At 69.8% G+C, this 22180-nt stretch carries 24 protein-coding genes; 10 read left to right on the top strand and 14 right to left on the bottom strand.

Annotated elements, in window-relative coordinates:
• Window positions 1–7: 7 nt before the first annotated feature.
• A complete protein-coding gene (locus tag U9J66_RS16740) occupies window positions 8–859 on the bottom strand; it encodes a TIGR03619 family F420-dependent LLM class oxidoreductase (protein WP_017533670.1) in 852 nt (283 codons plus the stop codon).
• Window positions 860–909: 50 nt separating this feature from the next.
• Window positions 910–1971, bottom strand: coding sequence for an endonuclease/exonuclease/phosphatase family protein (locus U9J66_RS16735; protein WP_326338117.1), 1062 nt, complete (start codon window positions 1969–1971; stop codon window positions 910–912).
• Between the two features lie 198 nt (window positions 1972–2169).
• Between U9J66_RS16735 and U9J66_RS16730 the strand changes: the two genes are divergently transcribed.
• The 3 genes from U9J66_RS16730 (at window position 2170) to U9J66_RS16720 (ending at window position 5378) form a co-directional block, all read left to right on the top strand.
• Entirely contained in the window at window positions 2170–3174 is a 1005-nt protein-coding gene (locus U9J66_RS16730) for an NADP-dependent oxidoreductase (RefSeq protein ID WP_161110453.1), read from the top strand.
• Between the two features lie 82 nt (window positions 3175–3256).
• The gene (locus U9J66_RS16725; RefSeq protein ID WP_017533673.1) at window positions 3257–4075 is read left to right on the top strand and encodes an aldo/keto reductase; all 819 of its coding nucleotides are present in this window, start codon (window positions 3257–3259) and stop codon (window positions 4073–4075) included.
• A 418-nt stretch (window positions 4076–4493) separates the two neighbouring features.
• Window positions 4494–5378 carry an alpha/beta fold hydrolase gene (locus U9J66_RS16720; protein WP_014909523.1) on the top strand — a complete coding sequence of 295 codons (885 nt, stop codon included), beginning with the start codon at window positions 4494–4496 and terminating at the stop codon, window positions 5376–5378.
• A gap of 56 nt (window positions 5379–5434) precedes the next feature.
• On the opposite strand, the gene U9J66_RS16715 is transcribed toward U9J66_RS16720, so the two are convergent.
• Window positions 5435–6049: an HAD family hydrolase gene (locus tag U9J66_RS16715; protein ID WP_326338116.1), complete on the bottom strand. Its 615-nt coding sequence runs from the start codon at window positions 6047–6049 to the stop codon at window positions 5435–5437.
• A gap of 483 nt (window positions 6050–6532) precedes the next feature.
• On the opposite strand from U9J66_RS16715, the gene U9J66_RS16710 reads away from it, so the two are divergent.
• The gene (locus tag U9J66_RS16710) at window positions 6533–8221 is read left to right on the top strand and encodes a BCCT family transporter (RefSeq protein WP_161110450.1); all 1689 of its coding nucleotides are present in this window, start codon (window positions 6533–6535) and stop codon (window positions 8219–8221) included.
• 67 nt (window positions 8222–8288) lie between these two features.
• On the opposite strand, the gene U9J66_RS16705 is transcribed toward U9J66_RS16710, so the two are convergent.
• Window positions 8289–8921, bottom strand: a complete 633-nt coding sequence (locus tag U9J66_RS16705) for a TetR/AcrR family transcriptional regulator (RefSeq protein ID WP_017533676.1) — start codon at window positions 8919–8921, stop codon at window positions 8289–8291.
• Window positions 8922–9003: 82 nt separating this feature from the next.
• Here U9J66_RS16705 and U9J66_RS16700 point away from each other — a divergent pair, with 82 nt between their 5' ends.
• Together U9J66_RS16700 and U9J66_RS16695 are read left to right on the top strand one after the other, a co-directional pair.
• Window positions 9004–10227 (top strand): DUF418 domain-containing protein, encoded by a 1224-nt coding sequence (locus U9J66_RS16700; RefSeq protein WP_326338115.1) that lies wholly within the window; start codon window positions 9004–9006, stop codon window positions 10225–10227.
• 54 nt (window positions 10228–10281) lie between these two features.
• Window positions 10282–11052: a nucleotidyltransferase domain-containing protein gene (locus U9J66_RS16695; protein ID WP_326338114.1), complete on the top strand. Its 771-nt coding sequence runs from the start codon at window positions 10282–10284 to the stop codon at window positions 11050–11052.
• Between the two features lie 15 nt (window positions 11053–11067).
• Here the strand turns inward: U9J66_RS16695 and U9J66_RS16690 are convergent, their stop codons facing one another.
• Window positions 11068–12024 carry a GNAT family N-acetyltransferase gene (locus U9J66_RS16690; protein WP_161110447.1) on the bottom strand — a complete coding sequence of 319 codons (957 nt, stop codon included), beginning with the start codon at window positions 12022–12024 and terminating at the stop codon, window positions 11068–11070.
• Between the two features lie 35 nt (window positions 12025–12059).
• Window positions 12060–12194, bottom strand: a complete 135-nt coding sequence (locus U9J66_RS16685) for a hypothetical protein (RefSeq protein ID WP_017533680.1) — start codon at window positions 12192–12194, stop codon at window positions 12060–12062.
• Between the two features lie 124 nt (window positions 12195–12318).
• Here U9J66_RS16685 and U9J66_RS16680 point away from each other — a divergent pair, with 124 nt between their 5' ends.
• Window positions 12319–13080 carry a class I SAM-dependent methyltransferase gene (locus U9J66_RS16680; protein WP_042285111.1) on the top strand — a complete coding sequence of 254 codons (762 nt, stop codon included), beginning with the start codon at window positions 12319–12321 and terminating at the stop codon, window positions 13078–13080.
• A gap of 68 nt (window positions 13081–13148) precedes the next feature.
• Here the strand turns inward: U9J66_RS16680 and U9J66_RS16675 are convergent, their stop codons facing one another.
• The 3 genes from U9J66_RS16675 to U9J66_RS16665 form a co-directional block, all read right to left on the bottom strand.
• Entirely contained in the window at window positions 13149–13502 is a 354-nt protein-coding gene (locus U9J66_RS16675) for an antibiotic biosynthesis monooxygenase family protein (protein ID WP_014908140.1), read from the bottom strand.
• A gap of 84 nt (window positions 13503–13586) precedes the next feature.
• Window positions 13587–14396: an SDR family oxidoreductase gene (locus tag U9J66_RS16670; RefSeq protein ID WP_017533682.1), complete on the bottom strand. Its 810-nt coding sequence runs from the start codon at window positions 14394–14396 to the stop codon at window positions 13587–13589.
• Window positions 14397–14543: 147 nt separating this feature from the next.
• Window positions 14544–14978: a membrane protein gene (locus U9J66_RS16665; RefSeq protein ID WP_014909079.1), complete on the bottom strand. Its 435-nt coding sequence runs from the start codon at window positions 14976–14978 to the stop codon at window positions 14544–14546.
• Between the two features lie 313 nt (window positions 14979–15291).
• Between U9J66_RS16665 and U9J66_RS16660 the strand changes: the two genes are divergently transcribed.
• On the top strand, window positions 15292–16374 hold the full coding sequence (locus tag U9J66_RS16660; protein WP_161110446.1) for a type I restriction endonuclease: 1083 nt from the start codon (window positions 15292–15294) through the stop codon (window positions 16372–16374).
• A gap of 58 nt (window positions 16375–16432) precedes the next feature.
• Here the strand turns inward: U9J66_RS16660 and U9J66_RS16655 are convergent, their stop codons facing one another.
• Together U9J66_RS16655 and U9J66_RS16650 are read right to left on the bottom strand one after the other, a co-directional pair.
• Window positions 16433–16783, bottom strand: coding sequence for a hypothetical protein (locus U9J66_RS16655; RefSeq protein ID WP_014910169.1), 351 nt, complete (start codon window positions 16781–16783; stop codon window positions 16433–16435).
• Window positions 16784–16938: 155 nt separating this feature from the next.
• Complete coding sequence (locus U9J66_RS16650) at window positions 16939–18093, bottom strand: ADP-ribosylglycohydrolase family protein (RefSeq protein WP_326338113.1); 1155 nt, start codon at window positions 18091–18093, stop codon at window positions 16939–16941.
• Window positions 18094–18444: 351 nt separating this feature from the next.
• Here U9J66_RS16650 and U9J66_RS16645 point away from each other — a divergent pair, with 351 nt between their 5' ends.
• Window positions 18445–19278, top strand: a complete 834-nt coding sequence (locus tag U9J66_RS16645) for a MetQ/NlpA family ABC transporter substrate-binding protein (RefSeq protein WP_017533684.1) — start codon at window positions 18445–18447, stop codon at window positions 19276–19278.
• A 64-nt stretch (window positions 19279–19342) separates the two neighbouring features.
• Here U9J66_RS16645 and U9J66_RS16640 read toward each other — a convergent pair whose 3' ends face one another.
• The 3 genes from U9J66_RS16640 to U9J66_RS16630 form a co-directional block, all read right to left on the bottom strand.
• Window positions 19343–20266, bottom strand: coding sequence for a F510_1955 family glycosylhydrolase (locus U9J66_RS16640; RefSeq protein ID WP_017533685.1), 924 nt, complete (start codon window positions 20264–20266; stop codon window positions 19343–19345).
• 86 nt (window positions 20267–20352) lie between these two features.
• The gene (locus U9J66_RS16635; protein ID WP_161110445.1) at window positions 20353–20985 is read right to left on the bottom strand and encodes a DUF305 domain-containing protein; all 633 of its coding nucleotides are present in this window, start codon (window positions 20983–20985) and stop codon (window positions 20353–20355) included.
• Between the two features lie 111 nt (window positions 20986–21096).
• A complete protein-coding gene (locus tag U9J66_RS16630) occupies window positions 21097–21534 on the bottom strand; it encodes a DUF6153 family protein (protein ID WP_161110444.1) in 438 nt (145 codons plus the stop codon).
• A 163-nt stretch (window positions 21535–21697) separates the two neighbouring features.
• Here U9J66_RS16630 and U9J66_RS16625 point away from each other — a divergent pair, with 163 nt between their 5' ends.
• Window positions 21698–22180, top strand: a complete 483-nt coding sequence (locus tag U9J66_RS16625) for an acetyltransferase (RefSeq protein WP_326338112.1) — start codon at window positions 21698–21700, stop codon at window positions 22178–22180.

Genomic DNA, 22180 nt, shown 5'->3' with positions numbered 1-22180 from the left:
AGCCCCCTCAGGCCCCCTCGGCTCGGCGCAGGGCTCCGGTGAAACGCTCCATACGCTCTCCGAACCCCTCGGCGTCGCCGAACCACACCGCGACCGCGTCCGCTCCCACCTCCACGAGAGAGCGGAAACGCGCCACGGCCTCCTCCAGGCCCTCCTCCTCACCGCTCCAGGCCATCCGCGCCCCGGTCTCCATCGGACGTCCCGCGGCGGCGAGCAGCCGTTTCCGCGCCTTCCCGAACGCCTCCGGATCCGGGTCGAGCCCCTGCCACTCGTCGGCCCACGCGGCGGCCCGGCGCAGGGCGGCGTCCGAGCCACCGCCCACCATCACCCGGATCCGCCCGCTCGGGCGTGGTTCGAACACCCCTCGCCCATAGGAGTGGAACCGACCATCGAAGGCCCCTTCACCTTCGAACAGGTGCCGCAGCAGGGCCAACGCCTCATCGGTCCGGGCGCCCCGGGTCGAGAAGTCCGACCCCACCGCCGCGAACTCCTCGCGCGACCAGCCCACGCCCACCCCGAGCGTGAACCGGCCTCCGGACAGCCGGTCCAGGGTGGCGACCTGCTTGGCGACGGTGAAGGGGTCCCGCATCGGCAGCACCAGCACCGACGTGCCCAGCCGCACCCTCCGTGTACGGGCGGCCAGGTACCCGAGGGTCACCAGGGGCTCGTACACCCCGCCGAAGGTCCGGCCGTAGGGGCGGGGCGGAAGCAGGTGATCGGGCAGCCAGAGGGCCCGTGCTCCGAGTTCCTCGGCCCGTACACCCAGGTCGACCAGGGTCGATACGGGCATGTCCGGGGACTCGTCGGGCAGGACCACCTGGAGACGGGTTCCGCTCGTGGACGGGGTCGGCTCGCTCATGCGGCGACGGTAACCCCTGCCATCGGTGTGAGGGTCAAGGCCGGGCGGGGCTACTCTCCGGGAAGGGTCAGGTCGGCGACGAGGGCCCGGTGGGTGGTGCCCTCCACGTCCAGGAGGTCCAGACCGTCCACGGCCGCCCGGTGGTCCACCAGCACGTGGTCGAGGGCCACCTTGGGGACCGGCTTGCCCACCGGCCAGGTCCCGGTCAGCCCCTGCCCGGTCACGTCGGCCGCGTCGACGTACCCCTCGAACACGACGTGGCGCATCGCCGCGTGGTCGAGGGTGGCGTTGAAGTCGCCGGCGAGGATCCGCGTCGCGTCCTCCGCCGCGGGAGGGAGCATGAGCAGGCCCCACTCCCAGGCCTCCATGCTGGAGGGTCGGCGCGGCGACATCGGATGGACCGACACCACCTCCACCGGGCGTGCGGTGCCGGGGACCTCCAGGGACGCGTGGGGCATGGAGAGGGAATCGATCTCGCGCCCCGGGTCGCCCACGGGGGTGAGCGGATACACCGAGTGCACGGTCCCGCCGGCCGCCGCCGGCGCGGAGTGGTCCATCGAGTACGGCAGCACCTCGGCCAGGCCGGCCTCCTCCAGCCCCGCGTACAGCTCGGGGGTGACCTCCTGAAGGGTGAGGACGTCCATCTCGTGCTCGCGCGCCAGGTCGACGATGGTCTCGGGGGCGACCGAGCCGAAGTGCGTGTTCAGGGTGAGCACCCTCAGCTCGGGACCCGGAACCTCGGGAGGGATCGGCCCCTCGTCGATGAGTCGGGGCAGGATGGGGACCGCCAACAGCGCGAACGCGACCATGGCCGCACCGGCCGCCGCGAACCGCCTCATCAGGAGGAAGGCCACCACGAGGACGGGGATCGTGAAGAGGACCAGCGGCGCGTAGGCCATCAACGGCACCAACGGGAAACCGCGCTCCAACCCGACCAGCCGGAGGCCGGAGAACAGGAGAAGACCCACGGCGACCGCGACCACCAGGCCGCTCACCCACTTGTTCCGGGGCCGGACCCCGTGGGGCGGGGCGTCGGAACGTCTCGGACGGAACGGCGGCATGCGCTTCTCCCAGGGGATCGGGGGATCGATACCGGAGTGGGACGCGGGCACGGGGCACGTGGTTCCGATGTGAACATCGGAACATCGGGTGAGCGGACGGCCCATGACGGGTATCGGGGGAGGACACGCCCCCGGACGGTTCGGGAAACGGGCCGAGACGCCCGTTGGTCAACGTTCGCGGTCCGGGGCTACGCTCGAGGGCGCGGCCGAGCCCGCACGCCCCACCACCTCGCACTCAGGGGGAACACCATGCCCGTCTCCAAGGAAGTCCACCTCGTCGCCCGTCCCGTCGGAGAACCGACCCCCGCGGACTTCGCCCTGGTGGAGACGACCGTCGCCGACCCCGGTCCGGGCCAGGTCCTGGTCCGCAACGACTGGATGTCGGTCGACCCCTACATGCGCGGTCGCATGAACGACGTGAAGTCCTACGTCCCGCCGTTCCGTCTCGATCAGGCCATGGAGGGCGGCGCGGTCGGCACCGTCGTCGCCTCCGAGAGCCCCGAGGTGCCGGTGGGCGCCACGGTGCTGCACTTCCAGGGTTGGCGCGAGTACGCGCTCGTGGACGGCGCCCACGCCACCGTCGTCGATACCGAGGTCGCGCCCGCCCAGGCCTATCTCGGCGTGCTCGGCATGGTGGGCCTGACCGCCTACGCCGGGCTCACCGCCGTCGCCGGCCTCCGGGAGGGCGACGTCGTGTTCGTCTCCGGCGCCGCCGGGGCGGTCGGCAGCCTCGCGGGACAGATCGCGAAGCGGCTGGGCGCGTCCAAGGTGATCGGCTCCGCGGGCGGCCCCGAGAAGGGGCGTCGCCTGTTGGAGGACTTCGGCTACGACGCGGCCATCGACTACCGGAACGGAGACCTGGAGGGGCAGCTCGCCGAGGCCGCCCCCGATGGGATCGACGTCTACTTCGACAATGTCGGAGGCGACCATCTGCGCGCCGCCGTCCAGGCGATGCGCGTCCACGGTCGGGCGGCCCTGTGCGGGGCCATCTCCGTCTACAACGCCACCGAGCCCGTCCCCGGGCCGGACAACCTCGCCCTGCTCGTCGGCAAGAGGATCCGGCTCCAGGGCTTCCTGGTCGGCGACCACGGGGACCTCGCGGGCGAGTACCGCGAGCGGGCCGCCCGCTGGCTCGCCGAGGGCGGTCTGTACGCGGAGGAGACCGTGGTCGACGGGATCGACCACGCGGTCGACGCGTTCCTCGGCATGATGCGCGGGGCCAACACCGGGAAGATGCTCGTGCGTCTGTCCTGAACCACCACACCACCATCCCCATCGCGCCACGGCGGTCCTCGCCGTGGCGCACGCCCCATCCCCATCGAAAGGCACGACACCCTTGCAGTACGTCACGCTGAACAACGGCCTCACCATGCCCCAGTTGGGTTTCGGCGTCTGGCAGGTTCCCGACGATGAGGCCTACGCCTCGGTCAAGACCGCCATCGAGGTCGGCTACCGCAGCATCGACACCGCGCGGATCTACAACAACGAGGAGGGCACCGGCCGCGCCATCGCCGACTCCGGCGTGGCCCGTGAGGACATCTTCCTCACCACGAAGCTGTGGAACGACGACCAGGGCTACGACAAGGCCCTGGCGGCGTTCGACGCGAGCCTGAAGCGTCTGGGCACCGACTACGTCGACCTGTACCTGATCCACTGGCCGACGCCCGCCCACGACACCTACGTCGACACCTGGAAGGCGCTGGAGCGGATCCTCGCCGAGGGCCGCGCCAAGGCCATCGGCGTGTCCAACTTCACCCCCACCACGCTCGAGCGTCTGCTCGGTGAGGCCGAGGTGACCCCGGCGATCAACCAGATCGAGCTGCATCCCTACTTCTCGCAGGGGCGGATGCGCGCCCTCAACGCGGAGAAGGGTCTGCTCACCGAGGCCTGGAGTCCGCTGGGTCAGGGCAAGGGGCTGCTGGAGGACCCGGTCCTCGTCGAGATCGGCGCCGCCCACGGCAAGTCGGCCGCCCAGGTGGTGCTGCGCTGGCACCTCCAGCTGGGCAACGTGGTGATCCCCAAGTCCGTGACCCCCGCGCGGATCCGGGAGAACTTCGAGGTGTTCGACTTCGAGCTCTCCGCCGAGGAGATGGAGCGGGTCGCCTCCCTGGACGGCGACGGCCGGATCGGCCCGGACCCCGACGAGTTCAACTAGTCGGGCGGGGCGTGTTCCGCCTCACTTCTTCGCGGGGTCCCGCGTGCCCTCCGGCGCGCGGGACCCCGCCCCGTTCGACCCTTCGGAGGGGGCGGAGCGGCGCCCCTCTCATCCGATGACCGGGCCTATCGATCGTCCGGATCCGCCCGCCGTGGAGCGGTCGTATCCTGACTGGACGTCGGTGCGACCGCATGGCCGCTTTCGGTCGGGACAATCCCACCCGTACCAGGGCGAACGCTCCCAACACGGGACACTTCGCTAGGGGTGGGCGGCTCTCGGAGGCGGCCGTTCGACACCGCCACGACGGGGTTCGCGCCCCTGAGTGGCGAGGGGCCGAACAGAGGCGTACAGTCCTCTCTTGGTGCGCCGAGAAGTCAGGGCGGCGAACACCTTTCTCTCTCTACGCGAAACCAGATCCATGACCGTCGTCCCTCTTCGCGCCGCGCGTGTCTACCGCTCGGAGAACTCCGAGCGCTCCGTGCACGCCTGGTGTCACAAAGCCCTGAGTCAGTGGCCCGAACTCGGCCCCCTACCGCTCGTGGAGACCCGTATGGGCCCCACACAGGCCTTCCGGGCCTCGGGCGGGAGCGGTACCCCGGTTCTGGTCCTGTCGGGGACCAACCTCAACGCCGCCACCACGGTTCCCGCCGCCCGCGCGCTCGCCGCGGATCGGCCGGTACTCCTGGTCGACCTTCCGGGGCAGCCGGGGCTGAGCTGTAGTCAGCGCACCGCCGGTGCCCGGACCGAGGCCTACGGTGCGTGGCTCGACGAACTCCTGCCGATGATCACCGACCGTCCGGTCATCGTCCTGGGGCATTCCCGGGGCGCGGCCATCGCACTGGCCTCGACCCCGAACCCGCTGGTCGCCGGGTTGCTGCTGCTCAACCCCGCCGGGTTGACCGCGGCCGGTGTCAGCTCGGAGTCGATGCGCGCCACCCTGCCGTGGATGATCCACCCCAACGAGCAGACCAGCAATCGTCTGATCGAATTCCTCAGTGGGCCGTCCGAGACCGCCTGTGAGGAGTACAGCTCCGAGAGGGAGTGGCTGACCCTGGTGGCCCGCCACTGCCGGACCAACACCACCCCGACCCCGCTCAACGCGGAGGCCTTCCGGGCCTGGTCCACGACCCCGATCACGGTGGCCACCGGCTCCCACGACCGGTTCTTCTCACCGGCGCGGCTGCACGGCCCGGCGCGGAGGTTCCTCGACGCCGAGGTCCGCACCATCGAGGGCGCCGGACACCTGGCCCTGCACGAGCAGCCGGAGAAGGTCGCCGAGCTCCTCCGCGAGTTCGACGCCTGAGTCGGCGGATCGACCCGCGCGTCCGGTGGAGACCGGACGCGACGGGATCGCCGTCCTCACTCCGCGGTGAGACCGCCCTCCTTCAGGACCCGACGCAGTTCGGGCACGGACGTGAACACGTGTCCGTGGAGACCGAGTTCGCGCGCGGCCGCGACGTTGGCGGTGTTGTCGTCCACGAACAGGACCTCCTCCGGGGAGGTTCCGAGTCGTTCCAGGCACCAGTGGAAGGCGTCGGCCTCGGGTTTGGCGTGGCTGATCCGGCACGACAGCCCCAGCACCGGGAACAGGTCCAGCACGCGCCGGTGCCGTTCCTCGAAGCGGGCTGCGAGTTCGGTGGGGATGTTCGACAGCAACCCCAGCGGGACGCCGGCGTCGGACAGGCTTCGCACCAGCGCGACGGAGTCCTCGTCGACCCGGGACCAGCTCTCCAGGTCGAGGGCGATCAGTCGCTCGACCTGTTCGGGGGTGAAGGGGGAGCCGAGACGCTCGCCCACGGCCCGCCAGTAGGCGGGGCCGTCCAGGTCGCCCCGGTCGTAGTCCTGACGGGGCGCCCAGTAGGCGGACCAGAAGTCGGACGAGGCGTGGCCGGAGTGGTCCACCATCGTCTCGCGGACGCTCGGCGACTGGTCCATGGCGACCACCCCGAACATGTCGAACAGTACGGTCCTCACGGTTCTCCCCTGGGTCGTGCGGTCGGTGCGGAGCGGCTGCCCGCTCCACGTTAGGACACCATCGGCCGGAGAGTGTCCGAGAGGAGATCCGGGGAGCGGACGTCGGTCCGCCTCCCTCCCGGGTCCCGGAGAGCGGGCCCGGTCCGCGTCGCCCCCGCTCCCCGACACTCCGACGACATCCGAGCGCCGCCCGGCACGCCGAGAGATCGGATACGGTGCCGACGCCCCGGAGAAGGCCCTGGAACCCGCCTCTCCCGCATGACAGAACGGGCGCTATGCCCGAATAAAGTTATTTCTGACAATTCTGGGATGTTTTTTAAAATGCGGTTCTATGTGTCGAGAGCGGGGATTTCGCTCTTCATGTAAGGGTAAGGGGTAAGGGGTAAGTCCCTCTAAGGTGCGTGTTCTCACCCGATGGCGAAGGGGCGGTGACGAGGATCCCCCACCCCTGACGAAAACCCCGGAAACCAGAAAGCAGTCGGCATGTTCGCAAAGCTGGCAGGCAAGCTGGGTATGGACACCAACCCGGCGATCTTCTTCATATCGGCCGCGCTGACCATCCTGTTCGTGGTGTGCGCCATCGCCTTCACCGACACGGTGGACGCGATCTTCGGCGCCACCTCGGGGTGGATCCTGTCCCATCTGGGGTGGGTCTACATCCTCGGGGTGACGACCTTCCTGATCTTCCTGATCTGGATCGCGTCCAGCAGATTCGGGAACATTCGCCTGGGTCCGCCGGACAGCAGGCCCGAGTACGGCAACCTGGCCTGGTTCTGCATGTTGTTCGCGGCGGGCATCGGGAGCATCCTGATGTTCTGGGGCGTCGCCGAACCCATCAGCCACTACGCGAATCCCCCGCAGCAGAACGTGGCTCCGGAGTCGGTCGAGGCGGCCCAGCAGGCCATGGGCTTCACGCTCTACCACTTCGGTCTGCACACCTGGACGATCTTCTGTCTGCCCGCGTTGGCCTTCGCCTACTTCGTCTATCGCAAAGGGCTGCCCTTCCGGGTCAGCTCGATCCTCCACCCGTTCCTCGGGGACGGCATCAACGGGCCGGTGGGACGCTTCGTCGACATCTTCGCGGTCCTGGGCACCCTCTTCGGGGTGGCCGTGACCATCGGCCTGGGCACCATGCAGATCAACAGTGGGCTGAACGCGCTGTTCGGTATCGAGGAGAGCCGTCCCACCCAGATCATCCTGATCGGCATCGTCACCCTCATCGCGGTGATCTCCGTGGCCACGGGACTGGACACCGGGATCAAGTGGCTCTCCTTCATCAACATCGTCATGGCGGTCGGCCTGATGATCTTCGTGTTCGCGGCCGGCTCCACGCTGTACCTGGCCAAGGGGATCATCGAGACCACGGGCGTGTACCTGGACCAGCTCATACCGCTCTCGTTCTGGAACGACACCTTCGGCAACACGGGGTGGCAGGGCAGTTGGACGGTCTTCTACTGGGCCTGGACGATCACCTGGTCGCCGTTCGTGGGCATCTTCATCGCCCGCATCTCCAAGGGCCGCACCATCCGTGAGTTCGTGCTGGGCGTGCTCGCCCTGCCCACGGCGTTCAGCATCGTGTGGTTCAGCGTGTTCGGTATGTCGGCCTTCGACATCGAGATGCACCAGGGCGGCGGACTGGTCGAGGAGGTCGTCGTCCAGGAGGACATCCCGGGGGCGCTGTTCTCCTTCCTGGGGCACTATCCCCTGGCCACGTTCGTGTCGGTCATGGCCATCGTCATCGTGGTCATCTTCTTCACCACCTCGTCCGACTCCGCGTCCCTGGTGGTGGACATGCTCTGTTCGGGAACCCCGGAGTCGCCCACGCGTCAGCGCGTCTTCTGGGGCGTCACCCAGGGGGTGGTCGCCGCGACCGTGCTCACGGCCAGCGGTGTGGGAGGTCTGGACGCGCTCCAACAGACGATCATCGTGTTCGGGCTGCCCTTCTTCGTGATCGGCTTCTTCATGATGATCGCCCTGGTGAAGTCGTTGAAGGAGGAGACGGCGAAAGGGTCGGGGGCGCATCGGCAACGCACCATACCCCTCCAGGCCAGGTCCAGGAGGATGCGCCGCGACCAACTGCGCGAGCAGCAACGGGAACAACAGCGAGAACAGCAGCGCGACAACGGTTCCGGGGGCGACCACCTCGGCCCCGAGGCCAAGGACGATGTCTGAGGGGCCTCGGTCCGCACACGAAAGCCGAAGGGCGGTCCGTCTCCGGGCCGCCCTTCGGCGTGCGGGGTCAGGGGCGGGGAGCGTCCGACGTGATCCCCAGGACGGGCAGCAGGATCTCGTCGACGATCCGGGCCTCGTAGTTCTCGGGAGGGAGCTCCCCCGGATGGTCCACGGGGTACTTGAGCATCAGGGCCTCGCCGACGTCGAGGCTCAGGTCGGTGACCCTCGTCGGGTCGATCCGGCCCAGGTCGGCGTAGTGCCGTAGCACGATCCCGGTGAAGCGCCCCCCACGAGGCTCGTAGACCTCCTCGGACACGCGCCGGGAGAGCTCGGGGCGGCGCGTGGTCTCGGCGGCCACCGCCAGGAGCACGCGACCCAGGAGCGGGTCCTCCATGAGGCCGCGCAGGAGGCCCAGCGCGCGGACGAGGTCCCCTCTGAGGTCATCGGCCCCGGGGGTGGGGGTCTCCTGCGGATAGTGCCGATGGAGGGCTTCGATCAGGATGTCCTCCGGAGACGACCAGCGACGGTAGAGCGAGGTCTTGGCGGTCTCCGCGCGGCGGGCGATCCCCTCCATGGTCAGGCCGGGCAGGCCGGTCTCGGCGGCCTCGGCGAGGACGGCCGTGTGGATGGCGTCGAGGAGTTCTCGTCCGCGTTTGCGCGTGGCCTTGGTGGCCGGTTCCGGCCGCTTCCGGTCGGTCATGGATATCGAGTTCCTAGGAAACGCTTGCGTATCTTATTCTCTCAAGGAGATACGCCACCGTATCCAATGAACGGAGATCCCCATGCCTCGAACACCCCTGCCACCCACCACCGAGGTGACGGCGACCCCGGTCGAACGCCGTTCCCTCGCCCCCGACCTGGCGCGCGGCCTCATGCTGCTGGTCATCGCCACCGTCCACGCCCACATGTTCCGGCAGCTCGCGACCGGCGGTGAGACCTTCACCCTGGCCGGCACCCTGGACACCGCCGTCACCGCCTTCATGACGCTCTTCGCCGAGGCCCGCGGCTACCCGATGTTCGCCGCCCTGTTCGGCTACGGGCTCGCCCTGATATACCTGCGACGCACGGCCGAGGGCAGACCCCGGCCCTGGGTCCGTTCCCTGGTGCGCCGGCGCGGTGGGTGGATGATCCTCATCGGGTTCCTGCACACCGCTCTCCTGTTCTACGGCGACGTCATCGCCACGTACGGGCTCATCGCCCTGCTGCTCGCGGGGCTACTGCACCGGAGCGACCACCGTCTGCTCGCCCACGGGTTCGCCTGGGCGTCCGTGGGCACCCTGCTGTACGCCATCGCCGAGGGGCTGCTCGCAGTGTCCGGGGCCCAGACGAGCGCGGTCGAGGTCGACCCGTCGACGGACCTGTTCCTCAGGCTCTCCGCCTGGCCCGTACTGACCCTGCTCATGGTCGGCATCTCCGTTCTCCCCTTCACCGTCGGGGTCTGGGCGGCCCGCCGTCGCCTCTTGGAGGAACCCGAACTCCACCTCCGGTTCCTGCGCCGGGTCGCCGGAGGAGGCATCGCCCTCGCGGTGATCGGAGCGATCCCGCACATGTTCGTCATGATCCGGGTGTGGAACCCCGAACTCCCCTTCCTGATCGGTGCCAAGTGGCTGCACGTGGTGTCCGGGTACGCCGGAGGGTTCGGGTACGCGGCGCTCATCGCCCTGGTGGCGGTGGCGATCGGAGACCGGCGAGGCCCGATCGTGGGGGCCCTGGTCGCCACCGGGCGGCGGTCGATGACCTGCTACCTGCTCCAGTCCGTGGCGTGGGTGGCGCTCTTCCTCCCCTACACGATGAACCTGGCCGAGCGGCTGAACGACGCCCAGGCGGTCCTGGTCGGTGCGGGGGTCTGGGCGGCCACCGTGGTGATCGCCGCCGTGATGGAACGGTTCGGCCTTCGAGGACCGGCGGAGACCTTCCTGCGCCGGATGACCTACGGCGGGGCACGGCGGAAAGCCCCGGTCCCGGTCGCCTCGGGCACGGACGGGACCGGAGACGGGGCACGATAGCCACCGGCGGAAAAGGGGGAGCGGGCGCGCCGGCCGACCGGCCATCATGGAGGGATGACCCTCTCCGACACCGACGAACGCTTCCTCGCCGCCACCACCGACCGTCTCGCCTCGCTCCCCGGGGTGGAGGCGGTCGCGCTCGGCGGCTCTCGAGCCCAGGGCACCCACCGCCCCGACAGCGACTGGGATCTCGCCGTGTACTACCGGGGCGGCGCCGGGCTCTTCGACCCACGTCACCTGCGAGAGGTCGGCTGGGAGGGCGAGGTCTCCGAGATCGGCGGCTGGAGCGAGGGGGTCTTCAACGGCGGGGCCTGGCTGCGGATCGACGGACGCCCCGTGGACGTCCACTACCGCGACCTCGACGTGGTCGAACACGAGATCGCCGAGGCCGAGGAGGGCCGCTTCCGAGTCGAACCCCTCATGTTCCACCTGGTAGGGATCCCCACCTACCTGGTGGTCGCCGAACTCGCCCTCGGTCGGGTCCTGGCGGGCGACCTCCCCGCCCCCGGCTACCCGGAGGCCCTGCGCCGGAACGCGCCGCCGGTCTGGCGCGGCTTCGCCTCGGCCACCCTCGCCTACGCCGAACGGAACCACGCGCCCCAAGGGCGGGTGGCCCAGTGCGCGGGACTGGTGGCCCAGGCCGCCGCGCAGGCCGCGCACGCGGTCCTGGCCGGGCGCGGGGTGTGGGCCACCAACGACAAGACGCTGCTCTCCCTGGCCGACCTGGAGGAGACGGACCTGGTGGTCGCCGGTATGACCGCCGACCCCCAGGACCTGCTCTCCGCCGTAGCCGAGGCCGGCCGGATCATCTCCATGACCCGCTGACCAGGGCGCGCCGAGCTAGGGCCGCTCGCCGGTCATGGTGAGCAGCTCGCTGAGGACCTCGTAACCCGCCCGACGGAAGGCCGCCGCCATCGGCCCGTTGCCCAGGTCCGTCGCGGCGCGCACGTACTCGGCCTCGCCCTCCTCGCGCAGGACACGGCCGCCCTCGGCGAGAAGATCGTCGATGTGTCCGTGGCCGCGATGCTCGGGGAGCACGGCGATGTAGGCGATGATCGGGTGGTAGGCGTTGCGCGCCGGGATGACGAAACCGACCGGTTCCCCGTCGGGGAGCGTCGCCACCCGCCACCAGGAACGCGGAGTGGTGTACTCGGCGAACTCGTCGGCGAAGTTGGCCGCGGCGACCTCCTCGGCGCTCTTGTCCCGAAGATCGGCACGGTCGTGGGCGTCCAGGGTCCCTTCGAGGGCCCGGGTCATCAGCCCGAGGATCTCGTCGGTGTCCTCGATCTCGCGGAACCGGAGACGGCCCCCGGGGCGAGGGGCGGGGGTGCCCGCGGGCAGCTCGAAGCGCAGGCGTTCGGCGAGCGGGGAGTACCCCTCGCCCTCCAGGACCTTCATCAGGTCTCGGACCATGGAGGCCTCGGCGGGGTCCTCGCGCCATCCGGCCGGAAGGAAGCGCAGGAACTCGGGGAGACCGGCGTCCGGGGCGAGCGTCGCCGCGGAGGCGGTCCGCAGCAGGTGCCGGGCCACGTCGGTCCGGTCGATGTCGGGGGAGTCGACGACGTCGAACACGTCGAGCAGGAAGGGGGCGTCGTCCTGAGGGCGGCACCACCAGGACAGACGGCCGATCAGGCGGTCCCCGTGCAGGGCGACCCACATCCAGGAGGGACGGCGACGGCCGTCGGCGATGTCCCGGGGGAACTCCTCGTTGAGGAGGTAGGGGAAACGGTCGAAGAGCGAGAGCTCCTCGGAACCGGCGAGAGGACGGATGGTCAGGTCGTTCGAAAGAACGGTCAAGGCGACACCTTCGGTGTGGTGCGCCCGTGTCGAGGTCAGCGTCGGGCCGAGGCCTCGGAGGGCGCGGTGATCACGGTGAACATCGGATGCGCCTCCTCTCGGGTCAGGGGCCGGCACCGTCGTTCGGTGCGGCGGGTCTCTTTATAGGGGCGCTTCGAGTGCTCGCGCAAGGCCCTTTTCCGCGCTCCGACGATCGTGTCACCTATCCGCCAGGGCCACCACCAGGCCCTTTCCTCGGATCCGGAGAGTGGAAAACCCGTTGTCCGGATGTGGCCGTCTCGTCAGGATGGGCGTATGAGACGGGATTTCGACGCACTCGTGGCCGAGGCCGAGGCGGAGCCCACCGCGGGCTGGGACTTCTCCTGGTTCGAGGGCCGGGCCACCGAAGAACGACCCTCCTGGGGGTACCAGCGTCTGATGGGGGAGCGGATGGCGCGCGCCACCGCCGCCCTGGACGTCCAGACCGGAGGGGGAGAGGTACTGGCCGGGATCCCCCGGTACGCGCCGTCGACGGTCGCCACCGAGGGGTGGCCGCCCAACGTCGAGGCGGCCACGCGGCTGTTGCACCCCCGGGGCGTGGTCGTCGTGGCCTGCCCGGACGAGCCCGCGCTGCCCTTCGCCGACGGCGCCTTCGACCTGGTGGTGTGCCGTCACCCGGTGACCGTCCACTGGAAGGAGATCGCCCGGGTCCTGGCCCCCGGAGGCACCTACCTGGCCCAACACGTGGGGCCCGCCAGCGTCTTCGAACTGGTCGAGTACTTCCTCGGCCCCCAGCCGCGCGAGGTCCGCGAGTCCCGCCACGAGGACCACGACCGGGCCGGGGCCGAGGCCGCCGGACTCGATGTGGTGGACCTGCGCACCGAACGCCTCCGGATGGAGTTCCTCGACATCGGGGCGGTCGTGTACTTCCTGCGCAAGGTGGTGTGGATGGTCCCCGGGTTCACGGTGGACGCCCACCGCGAGCGGCTGCGGGAACTGCACGAATCGATCGAGGAGGAAGGGCCCTTCGTCGCGTACTCCTCCCGGATCCTGGTGGAGGCACGCAGGCCGGAGTGAACGGTCGGAGGTCACGAGGAGCGTCCCCCGGGCGAAGAGCCGGACGCCCGGGGGTACGGGTGCGCGGCTCAGTCCCGCGCGGTCACGTGCTGGACGACCTCGAAGCCCCAGATCTCACTGCCGGTCGCCGCCGGGCCGCCGTGCCCGCCGTGGGCCCGGCCCTCCTTCTCCGCGTCGGCGGCCGCCTGGGCGTGCCCCTTCGCGAAGGCCCGACCCTCGACCCACTTCCGGAAGTCCTCCTCGGACCGCCAGCGGGTGTAGACGAGGTACTTGTCGGTGCCCTCGACCGGGCGCAGGAGCTGGAACTCCTCGAAGCCCTCCTGGTCCTCCACCAGCCCCGCCCGCTTGGCGAAGCGCTCCTCCAGGGTGGCGCCCCCGCCCTCGGGGACGGTCAGCACGTTGAACTTGACGACACTGGTCACGGGTTCCTCCGGTCGGTTCGACACCTGTCGTGGCCAACCTAAGGGACCGCTCCGAGAGGGCCGCGCCGACCCGGCCGACGAGGGTCAGCGGAGACCGTGCTTGCGGGCCACGATACGCAGCATCACCGAACGCGGGAGCAGTCGTCGCAGGGCGAACACCAAGGGCGCGTTGCTGCCCACCGCGTACAGGGGGCGTGGCGAGCGGGCCTCGATCGCGCGGAGCACGGTGGCGGCCACCGCCTCCGCGGAGATCCCCCGGGCCTCGTTCGCGTTGAGCGCGTTCACCATGGTCCGGTACTCCTCCTCGAACGGGGAGCCCTCGCCCACGTACTGGGTGCGCCGCTCGCTGATGCCGGTGTTGATCGACCCCGGCTCCACCGTCGTCACCCCCACACCGAACGGCGACACCTCGCGCCGGGCCGCGTCCGCGAACCCCTTGATCGCCGCCTTGGTCGCCACGTAGGAGGACCGGTAGGCCAGGGGGAAGCTCGCCAGCATCGACCCCACCATCACCACCCGGCCGTACCCGCGCGCACGCATCCCCGGCAGCACCAGTTGGGTCAGGCGGACCGCGCCGAACACGTTGAGCCGGAACACGCGCTCGATCGCGTCCATCGGCAGTTCCTCGATGGGGCCGTTCTGGCTCTCGCCCGCGTTGTTGACCAGGATGTCCACCTCGCCCGCGGCCGTGGCGCAGGCCTCCACCGACGCCGCGTCGGTCAGATCCAGGGCCAGGTACTCGACCCCGGGGATCGGATCGGAGATCCCCTCCGGAGAACGGCTGGTCCCGTACACGCGATGGCCCCGCTCCACGAGGGCGGCGGCGACGGCGGCCCCGATGCCGGAGGAGGCCCCGGTGACCAGGGCTGTACGACGGGTGGTGGGGGAGGACATGGCGGGCCCTTCGGGTCGGAGGGGGTGAAGGTCCGACCCACGGTAACCGACCCTCTCCCCGGAGACCGGTCCAGGGAGGCCCGGACCCGTCGACGGGTGGGCCCCGGAGCCAGGGGACGCTCGCTCCGGGACCCGGTCACGCGGGGGTCAGTCGCCCTTGTGACAGTGGTCCTCGCACTCCTCCAGGATCAGCGCCAACCCCGCCCCCAACAGCCACAGGTCCTTGGACAGGCCGATCCCCTCCTGGGTCGGTGCCAGACTGCGGGGCTTGTGCATGCCCGGGGTGCGCAGGTACAGCCCCAGCAGGCCCGCCGCGAACGCGCTCAGCCCCGCCCCCGCCAGCCGGTTCGGCACCAGCGGGACCAGCAGCGCCGATCCCAGGGCGATCTCCCCGGCCGACAACAGCCGGGTGAAGGTGGCCGGGTCGATCTTGTCGAGGAAGGGATAGGTGCCGACCGCCATGCCGTGCAGGGACACGGCGGTGTCCTCGTCGGCGCCGCGCTTGTTCAGGCCGGAGTTGAGGATGGAGGCGCCGGTGGCGAGGCGCAGGATCAGTTGGTGCGGTCTGACGGGCGACTTCATCAGGGTTCTCCCTGCCTGTTCGACAACCATCTGTCACTGTGTGCGATCGAAATGCTACGCACGATGATGGTCGTGGTCGCCTGTGCGCGCCGAGCGTCGACGCTTCTCCCCGAGGACGCGTACGGGGCGGCGAGGGTGACCCGGTGTCCGGAAGCGGACACGAGCGTTTTTCGAAGGGTTTTCGAAGCCCTTTTATTGCAGCAGAAGAAAGCGGGTCTCCATTTCCGTGCGAGCGCCGGAGGCGTCGTTTCTCCTGCTTTTTTCTTCGTGAACGGTTGCTACTGTGCTCGGTGAGGAAGACCCGGGAGGCGATATGGAATTCGAAGAGCGTGTGGCCGCCGTGGCCGCCAAGGTCCGGCAACAGCAGGGGATGATCGAAACCGAAGAGGCCACGAAGAACGCCTTCGTGATGCCGTTCATTTCGACCGTCCTCGGGTACGACGTCTTCGACCCTCATGAGGTTGTCCCGGAGTTCACCGCCGACGTCGGGGTGAAGAAGGGTGAGAAGGTCGACTACGCCGTCGTTCAGGACGGCGAAGTGCGCATCATCATCGAGTGCAAGAAGGCCGGTGCGGAGCTGTCGGTCGAGAACGCTTCGCAGTTGTACCGCTACTTCGCGGTCACGAACGCTCGAATCGCGGCCCTCACCAACGGTGTGGTCTACCGGTTCTACACCGATCTCGAAGCGCCCAATCGGATGGACTCGACACCTTTCCTGGTTCTGGATCTCAGAGAGATAGACGAGGCGCTTCTTCCGGAGCTGCGCAAACTCACCAAAGACGCCTTCGATCTCGATTCCGTGATCAACGCGGCCGAGAAGCTCAAGTACATCGGTGAGATCAAGCGGATGTTCAACGCGCAGTTCAACGACCCGGAGGAGGACTGGGTCAGGTTCTTCACCACCCGGGTCTACAACGGTCAGTTCACTCGCAGGGTGCGCGAGCAGTTCACCCCGTTCGTGCGCGAGGCCTCGGCCCAGTTCCTCAACGACCAGGTGAACAGCCGACTGAAGAGCGCGTTGAACACGTCCTTCACGGTCACGGAGGTGGAGGAGCCGTCGGTGGAGGAAGGGGAGGAGGAGCCTCCCACCTCCGATGACGGCATCACGACGACTTTGGAGGAACTGGAGGGCTACAGGATCGTCAAGGCCATCGCCTGTGGCGAGGTCCCTCCGGACCGCATCGCCTATCGGGACTCCAAGTCCTACTTCGCGGTCCTGCTGGACGACAACAATCGCAAGACCATCGCGCGTCTGCACTTCAACGGGCGTCGACGTAAGTACCTGGGCACCTTCGACGAGGACAAGCGGGAGACCCGACACCTGCTCGGTTCGCTGGAGGACATCTACACCCACGCCGAACTCATCCGCAAGACCGTACGCGGTCACATGGCCTGAGACGCCGGTGGCCCCGGTCCCTCGAGGGGCCGGGGCCACCGGGGCGTCGTGCGCGGCGTCAGCCCTCGCCGGTGAGGCGGCCGCGGATCTCGTCCGCGGCGGCGCCCATCGGGTCCTCGGCGACACCGCTCCAGGTCTCGGCCTGTTCCTGGAATCCCTGGGCGGTCTCGGTGACCTCGCCCAGGGCGCCCTCCTGAAGATCCTGGGCCGCCGCGTCCAGCCCGCTGTCCTGGAGGAACTGCTCCCCGACCACTCCCTCGCCGAAGGACTGACCCGCCTCCTGGGCGGTGCCCATCAGGTCCTCCGCCCCCGCTCCGGCCTGGTCCAGGGCCCCGCTCGCCCCGTCGACCAGCTCATCGGCGCCTCCGCCGAACATCCCTTTGAACCACTCGATCACATCACCGAACATCGCTCTTCGTTCCGCCTCCGGCGGGAGCCCGGGCCCCCATGTGTTGTGTTGTCCCACCAGCCTTGCCCACAGCGGGTAAGCCGTCGGTAAACGGCCAGGAGAAGGCGTTTCCGTCCTTTTTCGGGGTTTTCTGCCGGCCGATTCGACGACCTCGATCAGTGGTGGCGGAACCAGGTGTGGTGCACCCCGCCGTACCGCTGATCGCTCGGGGGGTGCGGGCCGAACTCCAGGGCGCAGTCGGCGGCCAGCCGGATCACCTCGTCGCGCACCTCCAGGGCCGACTGCCAGTGTCCGGGGAAGGCGTGCGACCCGTAGCGGGCCCCGATGAGGCCGCCGCAGATCGCCCCGATGGTGTCGCTGTCCCCCGAGTGGTTGACCGCCAGCGGCAGGCAGTGCGCGCCCACGTCGGCCACACCGCGAGAGAAGTGCCGGGAGGGCTCCCGGGCCAGGACGGCCTCGGCGCTCAGGGCCACGCACATCGCCACCGCGAGCGCCTCCTCGGAGGTCCAGCCGTCCCCCAGTTCGGCCAGGTCGCGGGCCTCGGGGATCCCGCGCTCGGCGACCGCGACCGCCTTGTCGAGGGCACTGGAGACCTCCTCGTGTCCCGTCCGCCCCTCCAACTCCTCACGGGCCGTCTCCAGCGCGGAATCCAGGGGTTCGTCGCGGACCAGGCCCCATACGGTGGCCGCCAGGGTCCCGGCCGCCAGGTGGGCGGTCCTGTGCCCGTGGGTCAGGGCGGCGACCTCGCCGCCGAGGTCGAACGCCTTCGCGGGGGACACCGTGAGAAACCCGCACGGGGCGACACGGACCACCGCGGCGCAGCCCTTGGAGTTGTTGATCGGGGCCTTCGGCGTGCCCAGCGGCACCCATCGCCTCTCCACGCGGGCGGAGGCGGCCCGAAGCGCGTCCACGGTGGCGGCCCCGTATCCTCGCCGGGCCCGCAGCGCGGCACCCCCGAACCCCGGGCCGACCTCCTCCTTCTCCAGTGAGGCGCTCGGCATCTGGTGGTTCAGCCATTCCAGGTAGGAGGCCTGCACCATCCCCAGGGCGGCCCCCTCGATCCCCTTGTCCCGGGCCCGCATGTGGGCCCGGAGGAGCGCGTCGGCGGTGCGCAGGGTCAGCTGGGTCTCGTCGGTGATGGCACCGACCCCGTAGGACCCCTCGACGTAGTCGCTCAGGCCGGTCGTCCCGTAGCGTTCGCGGATCTGGTCGAGCCCCAGACCTTCGACGGGGGCTCCGAGGGCATCTCCGACGGCTCCACCCATAAGGCAGCCGGTCAGTCGGTCGGGAAGTGGTGAGGAGGTGCGCATTTCAGGATGCTAGGGGCCCGGCCGGACGACCACAAGCCTTACGTGGTCGGGCTTTCCGGCGCTGCTCGGAGGGGTGTGCCGGGATTCGGTGGGGGTGTCCGGTTCGGCGGGGTGGGTCGATGGATGTGGGTCCGGTCACTCTTGGAGGCGGTTCGTTGGCGAAGGGTGTCGTGTGGGATCCTGATGTCGTTCGACCTCCTTTGTCAGGGCTGGTCAGGGCGTGTGCACTTGGTCACGGACACTGGACTTCCGAGGTAATCCCGAATTTAATATCGGGAAAATAGGAAATGCGGGGAGAAAGTTCCCGCGTCCTCTCCGGTCCCGTCTCCCAGCAGCACTCGAAGGACACTCATGCGCCGCTCCGTCATCGTCGCCCCCGTAGCCCTGGCCCTCCTGGCGGCGACCGCCTGCGGCGCCCCCTCGGAGCGGGGTTCCGAGACCACCGAGGGAGAGGGCCCGCTCGCGGTGGGCGCCACGGCCGTCCCGGCCGGCGACATCCTCCGGTTCGTCGAGTCCGAACTCGCCCCCGGGGCCGGACTGGACCTGGAGATCACCGAGTACTCCGACTACATCGCGCCCAACGCCGCCCTCGCCGAGGGACAGCTCGACGTCAACCTCTACCAGCACGAGCCGTTCCTGCTGGAGTACAACGAGGGCAACGGCACCGACCTCGTCGCGGTCGAGCGGATCTACCTGCCGCCGCTGGGCCTGTACTCCAAGAGCGTGGACGAGCTCTCCGAGCTGGAGGCCGGCTCCGAGATCGCGCTGCCCAACGACCCCACCAACGAGTTCCGCGCCCTCCTCCTGCTGGAGGAAGGCGGCCTCATCACCCTCGCCGAAGGCGCGGACGAGGCCTCCTTCAGCCTCTCCGACATCGAGGAGAACCCCTTCGACCTCGACTTCCGCGAGGTCGAGGCGGCTCAGCTGCCCCGCTCCCTCGACGACGTCGACGCCGCGATCGTCAACAACAACTACGCCCAGGAGGCCGGGCTGGACTTCGAGAAGGACTCGATCCTGCTCGAGGTGGTCGAGGACAACCCGTACGTGAACATCCTCGCGGCCCGTCCCGACAACGTCGACGACCCGCGGGTGGCGACCCTCGCCGAGCTGCTGACCTCCCCGGAGACGGTCCGCTTCATCGAGGAGACCTACCAGGGCAGCGTCATCCCCGTCGCCTCCGAGTGACGCGCCCCGTCGGGGCCGGATCGCACCGGTCCCGACGGGTCTCGGGCATCGAGAGGGCGACCGGTCACCAGGCGTCGAAGCCGGCGCCCTCGTCGGTGGACCGGGCCACGTGCAGGTCGGAGACCACGATCACCTGCTCGTCGTCGGCGTAGAGGGCCTCCGGGGTGCCCGGCAGCGCGCCGGTCCGCTCCCAGGTGAGCCCGGCGTCCTCGCTCAGGTGCACGGTGCCGTCCAGCGTGATCGCGAAGACCCGGTCGCCGCCGCGGACCCAGGAGACCAGGGCCGGCATGGGCGCGTCCGGGACGGCCTCGAAATCGGCACCGCCGTCGGTGGAGCGGAGCAGGCCCCGCTCGGTGGTGGCCAGGACCGTCTCGCCGTCGTCGGAGACGGCCAGGGAGAAGGCCTGTACCGAGGGGTCGAGGTCGTCCCAGTCGACGCCGTCCCCGGTGGCGCGCAACGCGCCGTCGAAGCCGAACACGCGGTCGTCGTTCGAGGTAAGAGCGTGGAAGTCGGATTCCCCCGCCAAGGACAGGGCCTCCCAGCTCCGCCCACCGTCACGGGTCTCGATCAGGCCGACCGGGTCGGGCATGTCGGTGTCGCCCTCCGGATGGCCACTGGCCAGATAGTGCCCCGGCCCCTGGACCGCGAACCCCATGAGGTCGATCTCGGGGCCCACGTGCGTCGGCTCGACGTCTCCGTCGCCCGCCTCGTCCGGCGCGGGCAGTGTGTACAGGCCGGCGTGGGAGGCCACCAGAACCTCGCCGGTCTCGGGGTCGACCCCCGCGCCGTGCACGTGCCGTGCCTCATCGGGCAGGGCGACCCCGACCGTGTTGCGGGGCCGGTCGCCCTCGGCGTCCCCGAGGGCTCCGGGCACCGTTCCCGGGGCCGAGCAGGCGGTGGCCAGGGCGATCAACCCGACCGAGGCGAGTACGGCGCGGTAGCGGCCCCCGGGTGTTCTCCCGGTGCGGGTTTCGTGTGTTCCGGGCATGCGTTTCGCGTCCTTCTTTCGAGGAGGTACGTCCATGACCGGGGCGGGGCGCGCCCCTTCGCGCGCCCCGCCCCGTGGGAGAGGGGTCAGCGGTCGTCGCCGCCGTCCTCCTCCTGGACGTCACCGTCCGTGCCCAGCAGGTCGTTCATCAGCTCGATCTCCCGCTCCTGAGCGTCGATGATCTCCTGGGCCAGCGCACGGGCCTCCTCGTTCACCCCTTCGTCGAGCTCGGTCTCGGCCATCATGACCGCGCCCTCGTGGTGCAGGACCATGTACTCCATGAAGAGGGTGTCGAAGGCGTCCCCCTCGGAGCCCTCCAGCTCGGACATCTGATCCTCGGAGAGCATGCCGTCCATGTCGGAGGGGTCCATGCCGTGTTCGGCCTCGGCCCCCCAATCGTCGAGGAAGCCCTCCATCAGCTCGATCTCGGGACCCTGCGCGGCACGGATCTCCTCGGCCAGCTCCCGGACCTCGTCACCGGCCCGGTCATCGGCGAGGTCGGCCATCTCCACGGCCTGCTCGTGGTGGGGGATCATCATCTGGGCGAAGTGCACGTCGGCCTGGTTGTACTCCGCGGCCCGTTCCCCGCTCTGGGAGGTGTCGGCGTTCTCCGGTGCGGAGTCGTCCCCGCCGCAGGCGGCGGCGAACAGGGCGGTGGCCAGGGCGGTGGCGATCATCGCCGGCACACGGCGGTTCAGGGCACGCTGCTGAAAGGTCATGTCGACCCGTTTCCTCTCGAATGTCCTCCGTGCGGAACCCGGTTCCGGCACGGCTGTCGTAGGTGCGCGTGGAAGCGGAGACGGGCCGGGTCGGCCGCGTCCCGCGGGCATCTAGATGCGCAGCACCTGCAACAGGGACAGCGAGGGTCCCTCACGTGGGGGGAGGGCGGACGGGGGCGGTCGGTTGACCGGTCCGGCCGAGCGCGGGGGGTTTCCGGGCCAGCGGACGAACGCCAAGGCGGCCACACCGATCAGGGTGGCGGTGAGGGCGCCCAGGGCCAGGCAGATCGAGGTCGGGTCCAGGTCGGGGAGGGCGGCCGCGTGCTGATCGTCGTCGCTCGCGGTGTGTCCGCCCTCGGAGTCGGACAGGGGGAGCCCGTCGGCGGCCATGACCGGGGCGGGACCCTTGGTCTCGGTGGAGGCGTGCGCCTCGTGTTGGACGTGGCCCAGGGTGTGCATGGCGCCGATACCGAGCAGCAGCGCGGCCAGCAGCAGGAGGCGCACCCAGGCGCGTCCCGTGCTGCTCCGGAGCGGCTCGGACGACATCATGTCCGCCAGGGTACCCGTACCCCGTGAGGGTATGGAGCGTTTCAGGGAGAAAATCGGGGCCTATGGGGCCCGTGTTCCGAGTCTGCCGCCCCGTTCGGCGAGGCGCGCGGCGGGGGTGGGAAAACCCTTCGCGCCGGCCCGGATCGGGTTCTAACCTGGCGTGATGCACGAAGACGAACCCTCCTCGGGCCGGATGCCGGTCGACCTTCGACCGACCCGCGGCCCCGTCGAATACGACGACCTCGTCGAGGTGTGGCGCCAGGCGGTGGTGGCCACCCACGCCTTCCTCACCCCGGAGGACATCGAGGACTACCGGGTCCGGCTCGGTGAACAGTGGCTGCCCGCGGTGGAGCTCCACGTCGCGGTCGACGCAGACGACCGTCCCGTGGGCTTCCTGGGCATGGACGGGCACCGTGTGGAGATGCTGTTCGTGGCCGACCGGGGTCGAGGTCGGGGTGTGGGCACCCGGCTGATCGAGTGGGCGGCGTCCCGCCATCCGGTGCTGGAGCTGGACGTCAACGAGCAGAACCCGGGCGCCCTGGCCTTCTACGAGAGTCGTGGCTTCCGGGTGGTCGGGCGTTCTCCGCTGGACGGGGAGGGACGTCCGTTCCCGCTGCTCCACATGCGCTGGAACGAACAGGGCTGA

Origin of the sequence: Nocardiopsis sp. LDBS1602 (assembly GCF_035818715.1) — a bacterium.
GTDB lineage: Bacteria > Actinomycetota > Actinomycetes > Streptosporangiales > Streptosporangiaceae > Nocardiopsis > Nocardiopsis alba.
This window is presented reverse-complemented; position numbering and strand designations above follow the sequence as displayed.